The 9,587-nt window shown below is 62.4% G+C and carries 8 protein-coding genes; 6 read left to right on the forward strand and 2 right to left on the reverse strand.

Annotation, left to right across the window (positions count from 1 at the left end):
* From lpdA to ACK41V_RS22515, 3 genes are all read left to right on the forward strand, one after another.
* Positions 1–1,388 (forward strand): dihydrolipoyl dehydrogenase (gene lpdA / locus ACK41V_RS22505; RefSeq protein WP_409785740.1); only part of this gene is annotated, 1,388 nt, incomplete at its 5' end.
* 81 nt (positions 1,389–1,469) lie between these two features.
* Positions 1,470–2,567, forward strand: a complete 1,098-nt coding sequence (zapE, locus tag ACK41V_RS22510) for a cell division protein ZapE (RefSeq protein ID WP_409785742.1) — start codon at positions 1,470–1,472, stop codon at positions 2,565–2,567.
* Between the two features lie 8 nt (positions 2,568–2,575).
* Positions 2,576–3,301 (forward strand): hypothetical protein, encoded by a 726-nt coding sequence (locus ACK41V_RS22515; protein WP_409785744.1) that lies wholly within the window; start codon positions 2,576–2,578, stop codon positions 3,299–3,301.
* Positions 3,302–3,387: 86 nt separating this feature from the next.
* Here ACK41V_RS22515 and ACK41V_RS22520 read toward each other — a convergent pair whose 3' ends face one another.
* Positions 3,388–4,194, reverse strand: coding sequence for a PP2C family protein-serine/threonine phosphatase (locus ACK41V_RS22520; RefSeq protein ID WP_409785745.1), 807 nt, complete (start codon positions 4,192–4,194; stop codon positions 3,388–3,390).
* A gap of 106 nt (positions 4,195–4,300) precedes the next feature.
* Between ACK41V_RS22520 and ACK41V_RS22525 the strand changes: the two genes are divergently transcribed.
* Positions 4,301–4,504 carry a YdcH family protein gene (locus ACK41V_RS22525; RefSeq protein WP_409785747.1) on the forward strand — a complete coding sequence of 68 codons (204 nt, stop codon included), beginning with the start codon at positions 4,301–4,303 and terminating at the stop codon, positions 4,502–4,504.
* The gene (locus ACK41V_RS22530; protein ID WP_409785749.1) at positions 4,504–6,552 is read left to right on the forward strand and encodes an ATP-dependent DNA helicase; all 2,049 of its coding nucleotides are present in this window, start codon (positions 4,504–4,506) and stop codon (positions 6,550–6,552) included. Before ACK41V_RS22525 ends, ACK41V_RS22530 begins: the two co-directional genes overlap by 1 nt.
* On the opposite strand, the gene ACK41V_RS22535 is transcribed toward ACK41V_RS22530, so the two are convergent.
* Positions 6,515–7,312 carry an outer membrane protein assembly factor BamD gene (locus tag ACK41V_RS22535; protein WP_409785751.1) on the reverse strand — a complete coding sequence of 266 codons (798 nt, stop codon included), beginning with the start codon at positions 7,310–7,312 and terminating at the stop codon, positions 6,515–6,517. The two genes, ACK41V_RS22530 and ACK41V_RS22535, sit on opposite strands and share 38 nt — an antisense overlap.
* A 199-nt stretch (positions 7,313–7,511) precedes the next feature.
* Here ACK41V_RS22535 and dnaE point away from each other — a divergent pair.
* A partial coding sequence (gene dnaE, locus ACK41V_RS22540; protein ID WP_409785753.1) for a DNA polymerase III subunit alpha occupies positions 7,512–9,587 on the forward strand: 2,076 nt, incomplete at its 3' end.

A 9,587-nucleotide genomic window follows, 5' to 3' on the forward strand; every position in this document is an offset into this window, starting at 1 on the left:
CCGGCGGCTACATCGCCGCCATCCGCGCCGCCCAGCTGGGCTTTAACGTGGCCTGTATCGACGAGTGGAAGAACGAAAAGGGCGGCCCTGCACCCGGCGGCACCTGCACCAACGTGGGCTGCATCCCGTCCAAGGCGCTGCTGCAGTCATCCGAGCATTTCGAGCATGCCAACAAGCACTTTGCAGAGCACGGCATCACGGCCACCGGCGTCAAGATGGACGTGGCCAAGATGATTGCCCGCAAAGACACCGTCGTGAAGCAGAACAACGACGGCATCCTGTACCTGTTCAAGAAGAACAAGGTCAGCTTCTTCCACGGCCGTGGTTCGTTCGCGCGCGCCGCCGAAGGTGGCTACGAGATCAAGGTGACAGGCGCAGCTGAAGAGTCGCTGACCGGCAAGCAGATCATCATCGCCACCGGCTCCAACGCCCGTGCGCTGCCTGGCACGCCGTTCGACGAAGAGTTCGTGCTGTCCAACGACGGTGCGCTGCGCGTGGGCGCGGTCCCCAAGAAGCTGGGCCTCATCGGCTCTGGCGTGATTGGTCTCGAAATGGGCTCCGTCTGGCGCCGCCTGGGTGCGGAAGTCACCATCCTCGAAGGCCTGCCCACCTTCCTGGGTGCGGTGGACGAACAGATCGCCAAGGAAGCCAAGAAGGCTTTTGACAAGCAGGGCCTGAAGATCGAGCTGGGCGTGAAGGTCGGTGAGATCAAGACTGGCAAGAAGGGCGTCTCCATTGCCTATACCAACGCCAAGGGTGAGGCCGTGGCGCTAGAGGTGGACAAGCTCATCGTCTCCATCGGCCGCGTGCCCAACACCATCGGCCTGAACACCGAAGCCGTGGGCCTGGCCCTGGACGAGCGCGGCGCCATCGTCGTCGATGCCGACTGCAAGACCAACCTGCCCGGCGTGTGGGCGGTGGGCGACGTGGTGCGCGGCCCGATGCTGGCGCACAAGGCCGAAGAAGAAGGCGTTGCCGTGGCCGAGCGCATCGCCGGCCAGCACGGCCACGTGAACTTCAACACCGTGCCCTGGGTCATCTACACCAGCCCCGAGATCGCATGGGTGGGCCGCACCGAGCAGCAGCTCAAGGCCGACGGCGTCAAGTACAAGTCCGGTACCTTCCCGTTCCTGGCCAATGGCCGGGCACGTGCGCTGGGCGACACGACCGGCATGGTGAAGATGCTGGCCGATGCCGAGACCGACGAGATCCTGGGCGTGCACATCGTGGGCCCGCAGGCCAGCGAGCTGATCTCCGAGGCCGTCGTGGCCATGGAGTTCAAGGCCAGCAGCGAGGACATCGCACGCATCTGCCACGCCCATCCGTCGTTGAGCGAAGCCACCAAGGAAGCGGCCCTGGCCGTGGATAAACGCACTCTGAACTTTTGATTTTTTGGTCAAATCGGGCTCTAGCGCTTATCCAATAAGCGCTAGTAGCTATAAAAATCATAGTTTCTGAGCATCCACCACGTGACTGTAAAACAGGCTTACCTGGCCGAGTTGGCCGCTAAAGGCTACCAAAGTGACCCTGCCCAGTTGCGCGCAGTGGATGCCCTTCAACGTTGCGCTGATGACTGGGCCGCCTACAAGGCCCAGCGTTCCAACGCGATCAAGAAGCTGATCAACCGGCCTGATGTGCCGCGCGGCGTGTACATGTATGGCGGGGTAGGGCGGGGCAAGAGCTTCCTGATGGAATGTTTCTTTGACGCTGTGCCCCTGAAGCGCAAAGTGCGCCTGCACTTTCATGAGTTCATGCGCGAAGTGCACCGCGAGCTGGCGGGCCTGCAAGGCACAGTCAACCCGCTGGACGTGCTGGGCGCGCGCATTGCCAAACGCTACAAACTCATCTGCTTTGACGAGTTTCACGTGGCGGACATTACCGACGCCATGATCCTGCACCGCTTGCTGGCGGCGCTGTTCCAGAACGGCGTGGGGTTTGTCACCACCTCCAATTTCAAGCCCGACGACCTGTACCCTGACGGGCTGCACCGCGACCGCATCCTGCCAGCGATTGCCTTGCTGAACGAGCGGCTTGCAGTCGTCAACGTGGACAACGGCACCGACTACCGCCGGCGCACCATGGAACAGGTCAAGCTGTACCACACGCCGCTCGGACCGCAAGCCGATGCGGAGATGAACGAAGCGTTTGACCAACTGGCCGAAGTGCATGACGAGGACCCGGTGCTGCACATCGAAGCGCGCGAGATTCGGGCGCGTCGCAAGGCGGGGGGCGTGGTCTGGTTCGACTTCAAGACCCTGTGTGGCGGGCCACGTTCGCAAAATGACTACCTGGAAATCGCCACCCAGTTCCACACTGTCCTGTTGTCGGATGTGCCTTATCTGCCAGTCAGCATGGCGTCCCCCGCGCGGCGTTTTACCTGGCTCGTGGATGTTTTGTACGACCGACGGGTGAAGCTGATCCTGTCTGCCGCTGTGCCGCCGGAGCAGCTCTACACCGACGGCCCATTGGCCCACGAGTTTCCTCGCACCGTGTCGCGGCTCAATGAAATGCAGTCCAAAGAGTTTCTCGCGTTGGAACGCCGCATGGTGGACACGGGGCTGACATGAGAGTGCCTATGCGTTGTGCCTTCAAGGCCTCGGTATTTGCATCTGCGCTGGCTTCCTTGGCTGTGGTGGCCTCTGCCGCCGGGGCCCAGCCTGCAGAAGTTGTCGACGATCCTGCCAAAGCGGCGTCCGCCGCCCATCGCAAAGCCGAGCACGAGCGCATTCACAGCGAGCGCGCGGCGATCACTGCCAAGCGTCAGCAAGATGAGGCAGCGTGTTATCAGCGGTTTTCGGTAGAAGACTGCTTGCGCGGTGTGCGTGCAAAGGTGCGCGATGCGGAGACACGTTTGCGCAACCAAGAGATCGAACTGAACGATGCCGAGCGCAAGGAAAAGGCCGCAGAGCGCCTGCGTTCTATCGAAGAAAAAACCAAAGGCGTGCCCGTCGCGCCTGCCCAGGGTGGGGTGCCGGGTGCCTCCGTGCGGCGCGCGCCTGTTGCCAACCCGCAGTCCAACAAGGCCACCATGTCCCAGCGCGAGCACGATGCGGAGCGCCGTGCACAGGACCAGCGCCATCGGGTGCAGACCCAGGCCACCGAGCAGGCGACCCGCAACACTCAGAACGCAGACCGCGCCACCAAGGCGCGTGCCCGTCAGGCGGAGGTGATCAAGGCGGCCGAAGAGCGTCGTGCGCGGGTGGAGAAATCGCAGGCCGATGCCGCCGCTGCAGGCCGCAAACCGGCTGCTCCATTGCCTGCGTTGCCCGCTTCAACTGCTGGATCGCCATCAGGGCGGTAGACGCCACGCCTGATCAAAGCCGGGCAGGGCGTTTCGAATGCCCTCCCGCCAAAAAAGGGCGCCGCCATGCACCCGCTGGATGCGCCTCAGGCGCGACCCGCTTCTACGGGGGCGAGGCGTGCCACCTTCTTTTCTTCCACCAGCGCTTCAATCTTCACAATGACCAGCGAGAGGTTGTCGCCGCCTCCGCGCGCGCGCGAGCGGGCTTTTTCGATCAGGAACTCGGTGGCCTCCCGCGGCGACAGGGAGTCGACCACGGAAGCCAGTTCGGTGGGGGAGAAGTAGTGCCACACCCCATCGCTGCAGGCCATCAGCACGTCGCCGGGCTGCAGTTGCGGAATCACATGGGTTGTGATGGGCGGATCGCTTTCGGTACCCAGGCAGCCGACCAGGATGTTGGAGTGCGGATGGTTGTTGGCCTCGGCTTCGGTCAGCTCGCCGCGGTCTACCAGCGCCTGCACGTAGGAATGGTCGCTGGTGCGAAACACTTGCCGGGGGCCCTGGAAATGGTAGATGCGCGAGTCACCTGCATGCACCCAGTGACAGTCGCCGCGGGGGTTGATGAGGAAGGCCGCAATGGTGCTGTGAGGCTCCTGTTCTGCCGAGATGGCCGTCAGGCGAATGACGATGTGGGCTTCTTCCACCATGCTTTTGAGCATGGCCACCGGGTCATCAGTGTCTGGTGAATACCGCTCAAACAGCTGGCGTGCCGTCATCATGACCTGGTCGGACGCCTTGCGCCCGCCGCTGCGCCCGCCCATCCCGTCAGCCACCACGCCCAGCACACAACCGTTGTGCCGCTCGTGAGAGATCAAGGCCACCTGGTCTTGTTGGTATTCCCGGTCACCTTTGTGGATGCCGGTGGACGCGATAAGGCGGAACGCTTTGGTCATGCTGGTGATTGTGGGGGGCGTGTGTACAAACGCCCACCGGGGTGGCAGGCCAAGCGCGTATTATCCGCCCGCCTGTGGCATTTTTGCCATCCCACGGCGTCTTGCCTTGAAACCCAGCCTCCACTCTCCCCACCGACAACTGATTGAGCTGCGCATGGAACATGCGGACCTGGATGCCTTGATTGACCGCTGTGGCTCCGACGCGGTACCTGACCCCCTCACATGGCGTCGCCTGAAAAAGCGCCGTTTGGTACTCCGAGATGCCCTGGAGCGGCTGGAGCGCGAACTCCAACCGCAAGAGCCCGCCTGATGTCTCTGGTCGCGATGGTGCACGAGGTTTTTGCCGACGGCGGCGTGTTGTCGCGGGCGGATGTGCATTTTCAGCCGCGGGAGGGCCAGACCCAGATGGCGGTGGCGGTGGCGCGCACCATGGAAGAGGGCGGAGCCCTGGTGGTCGAAGCGGGTACTGGGGTGGGAAAAACCTTTTCCTATCTCGTGCCCGCGTTGCTCAGCGGCGAACGTGTCCTGTTGTCGACCGCCACCAAGGCGTTGCAAGACCAGTTGTTTGCGCGCGACCTGCCCCGTTTGGCGCAAACGCTGGGCACGCCGGTGCGAATGGCCTTGCTCAAAGGGCGCGGCAGTTATTTGTGCCTGTACCGCATGGAGCAGGCGCGCCACGATGCGGCAGGGCAGGACCGCGGTGTGGTGCGAGTGCTGGCCAAGGTCGAAGCCTGGTCGCAGAGCACCCGGTCTGGCGATCTGGCAGAGCTGGCGGGACTGGACGATCGATCGCCTGTGATTCCACTGGTGACATCGACGCGCGAGAACTGTCTGGGCTCGCAGTGCCCGCGGTTTCGGGACTGCCATGTTCATTTGGCGCGGCGCGAAGCGCTGGCCGCTGACATTGTGGTCATCAACCACCATCTCTTTTTTGCCGATGTGGCGGTGCGCGAGTCGGGCATGGCGGAGTTGTTGCCCACCGTGCGTGTGGTGGTGTTTGATGAAGCGCACCAGATCAACGAAACCGGGGTGCAGTTCTTGGGCATGCAGCTGTCTACCGGGCAGTTGATCGACTTCAGCCGAGACCTGCTGGCGGTGGGGTTGCAACACGCCCGAGGGCTGGCCGACTGGACCGGGTTGGCCGGGATGGTCGAACTATCGGCGCGGGATTTGCGGTTGGCAGTGGGTGGAGAGCGGATCGCTGCCAAGCTGCGCTGGACCGACGAGGCACCAGAGGGTACCGACGGCAACGTGTGGAAGGCCACCTTGGCACGCGTGGCCCAAGCGTGCGCGCAGGCCCAGGAGGCGCTCGACACCATGAGCGAAATCGCGCCGGACTTTGTCCGTTTGTATGAAAGAGGTTCCGAGCTGCTGGCAAAGGTGAGTCGGTTTTCGGGCCCGGGCAACCCTGACGCAGTGCGCTGGGTCGATGTGGGTGCGCAACTGCGGCTCATCGAGTCGCCGCTTGATATTGCAGACGCCATGCGCACGCGGCTATTGGCGGCACCTGCTGAGTCATCCGAGTCTGACGGCTGGCCTGATGAGCCAGCGGCAGTGCGCGGCAGGGCCTGGGTATTTACCTCGGCCACGCTGGGGGATGACGAGCGTCTGACCTGGTTTACCGAGCGCGCAGGCCTGCAGGATGCAGAGATTTTGCGGGTTGCGAGCCCCTTTGACTATGCGGCCCAGGCTGCGCTGTATGTACCGCGCCATCTGCCGTCCCCTGCGGACCCGGCGCACAGCAGTGCGCTGGCGCAATGGGTAGGCGATGCCTCCGCGCAGCTGGGTGGTCGGACTCTGGTGCTGACCACCACGCTCAAGGCTTTGCGCACCATCGGCGAAGCGCTGAAAAACCGGTTTGGCAGCGCTGCAGACATTGAAGTCTTGGTGCAGGGCGAATGGCCCAAACGCCGCTTGATGGAGCGGTTTCGCGAAGGCAGCGACGGAGGGCGGCCGGGCTGCGTGTTGGTGGCGTCTGCCACGTTCTGGGAGGGGTTTGACGTGCCGGGCGATGCGCTTGAACTGGTCGTCATCGACAAACTGCCGTTTCCTCCCCCGGGAGACCCGCTGGTGGAGGCCCGCACACACAAGATCGAGCAGTCGGGCGGGAAGGCGTTCAAGTCTTACGCGCTGCCCGAGGCCGCCGTGGCACTCAAACAAGGCGCGGGGCGCCTGATACGCCGCGAGTCAGACCGGGGAATACTGGTGGTAGGAGACACGCGCTTGGTGACCATGGGTTATGGCAAGCGGTTGCTGGCGGCCTTGCCGCCCATGCGGCGACTGGAAACCGCCGGGGATTTTGACGAGGCCTTGCGGGCGCTTACCAGAACTTCCACCACGGATCCGACTTGCCCTTGAGGCCGCCCTTGACCATGGTGCTTTGTGGATAGGAGGTGTCCATCACCCGCCGCGCATCGTCGCGCAACTGGGTCATGCCCAGCGCGTCGTAGGACTGGATGAGGATGTACAGCGCTTCTTCGAGGGCAGGAACGCCCTGGTAGTCGGCCAGCGCCACCTGCGCGCGGCCAATGGCGGCTACATAAGCGCCACGCTGAAAGTAGTAGCGGGCCACGTGCACTTCGTACTGTGCCAACGAATTGACGATGTAGGTCATGCGCTGGCGTGAGTCCTGCGCATAGCGGGACTCCGGAAAGCGAGTGACCAGTTCGCTGAAGGCTTCAAACGAATCCTTGGCCGCCTTCTGATCCCGCTCGGACAGATCCTGGCGCGAAATGAAGGAGAACAACCCCAGGTTGTCATTGAAATTCACCAAGCCCTTGAGGTACAGCGCGTAGTCGAGCGCGGGACTGGCGGGGTGCAACTTCATGAAACGGTCCAGCGTGGCAACCGCCTGGGCCTTTTCGCCGGCCTTGTAGTGCGCGTAAGCCTTGTCGATCTGGGCTTGCTGCGCCAGCGGCGTGCCAGCGGCGCGGCCTTCCAGTTTTTCGAGCAGCGGAACCGCCTTGTCGTACGCTCCGCTGTTCATTTCATCCTGAGCTTCAGAATGAATGCGGTTGGGGCTCCATCCCGCCGTTTTGTCTTCGGAAGTGCTGGAACAACCTGCCAGCAGGCCAGCAACCAGCAGGGCGGAAACGAGGGGCAGTGGGGCACGCAGCATCGCAAGCAGCTTTCAGCAAAAGGGGAAAACAGGTGTGGAAGGGGTTGCGGGTTGGAGGCAACTTGCATGGCTTGCAAGGCGCTCCGGTTGGCGGTCCCCGGGCACGAAAAGGCATTGTACTGGTGGCCGTCCCTGTCAATAGACGTTACGCCACCGTGTTTGTCTTGGTAGGGGCGCGGGGGTTTCTACAATGGGCCCCATGTTTGTTCACTTGCGCCTGCACACCGAGTTTTCCGTCGTCGACGGTACCAACCGCATCGACGAGGTCGCCAAGGCGGCCGCCAAAGACGGTCAGCCAGCGCTGGCCATCACCGATCTCAACAACCTTTTCGGCGCCATCAAGTTTTACAAGGAAACCCGGGGCAAGGGCGTCAAGCCCATTCTCGGGGCCGAGATCTTTCTGGAAGGTGAGGCGGGCGGTGCTCCGTCACGCATCATCGTCTTGGTGCAAAGCCGCCAGGGCTACCTCAACTTGTCAGAGCTATTGGCCCGCGCCTGGACCCGCAATATCGTCAAGAACCAGGCCTTGTGCACCTGGGATTGGCTGCAAGAGCTCTCCGAAGGGCTGATAGCGCTGGCGGGCGCCCAAGCCGGGCCTGTGGGGCAAGCGCTGGTCAAGGGGGACGAATCCGGGGCTGCGGATGTGGCGCTGCGCTTGGCAGGGATATTTCCGCATCGGTTTTATATCGAGCTGCAGCGCGCAGGCCGTGTCGATGATGAAAGCCATGTAGTGGCAGCAGCCCAATTGGCTGCGCGCCTGAACCTGCCCGTGGTGGCAACCCATCCGGTGCAATTTGCGACCGCCGAGGACTATGAGGCGCATGAAGCGCGCATCTGTATCTCGGAAGGCGAAATCCTGGCCAACCCGCGCCGGGTGCGCAAGTTCACGCGCGACCAGTATTTCAAGTCATCCGCCGAGATGAAAGCCTTGTTTGCCGATGTGCCTTCGGCCATCGCCAACACGGTCGAAATCGCACAGCGATGCAACTTGACACTCGTGCTGGGCAAGCCGCAACTGCCGGACTTTCCAACGCCCAACGGCATGCCGATCGACGAGTATTTTCGCGTTGCGTCATTTGACGGCCTGGAAGTGCGTCTGGAGCTGCTCTATCCCAACACGGCGGAGCGGGACAAGCAGCGTCCTCGGTATGTAGAGCGGCTGGAGTTTGAGATCGGCACGATTCTCAAGATGGGTTTCCCGGGCTACTTCCTCATCGTGGGTGACTTTATCCAGTGGGCCAAGGCCAACGGTTGTCCCGTAGGACCGGGACGGGGGTCGGGTGCAGGGTCGCTGGTGGCGTACGCGCTCAAGATCACCGACCTGGATCCGCTGGAATACAACCTGCTGTTTGAGCGGTTTCTGAACCCGGAACGGGTGTCCATGCCCGACTTCGACATCGACTTTTGCCAGTCCAACCGTGACCGTGTCATTGACTACGTGAAGGACAAATACGGCAAGAACGCGGTAAGTCAGATCGCCACGTTCGGAACGATGGCTGCCAAAGCGGCGATTCGGGACGTGGGCCGGGTGATGGACATGAGCTACACCTTCTGCGACGGCATTTCCAAACTGGTGCCCGGCAAGCCCGGCATGTCGTACACGCTGCAGTACCCGCCAGAGCCCAAGAAAGAGGGCGACAAAAACAATTACGCGCTGGAACTCGAACCCATGCTTTACGAGCGGGTGCGCAAAGAAGAAGACGTCAAGACCGTCATCGAGATGGCGCAAAAACTGGAAGGCATGACGCGGAACATCGGCATGCACGCCGGGGGTGTGCTGATTGCGCCGGGCAAGCTGACCGATTTTTGCCCGCTGTATCAGCAGCCAGGCAGCGACTCCGCCGTCAGCCAATACGACAAAGATGACGTGGAGGCCATTGGCCTCGTCAAGTTCGACTTCTTGGGACTGGCCACACTCACGATTCTGGAAATCGCGCGCGAGTTCATCATCAAGCGCCACAAGGGACAAGAGAACTTCGCCTTTGAAACCATTCCACTTGACGACGGGCCGACTTACCGGTTGTTCTCGGAGGGCAAAACCGAGGCGGTGTTCCAGTTTGAAAGCCGCGGCATGCAGGGCATGCTCAAAGAAGCCAAGCCGAGCCGCCTGGAAGATCTGATTGCGCTGAATGCGCTGTACCGCCCTGGTCCTATGGACCTGATTCCCAGTTTCGTGAACCGCAAACACGGCAAGGAAGTGGTGGAGTACCCGCACCCGTTGGTGGAGCCCGTGCTGGCCGAGACCTACGGGATCATGGTCTACCAGGAGCAGGTG

The sequence above is a fragment of the Acidovorax sp. genome (assembly GCF_046291265.1).
GTDB lineage: Bacteria > Pseudomonadota > Gammaproteobacteria > Burkholderiales > Burkholderiaceae_C > Acidovorax.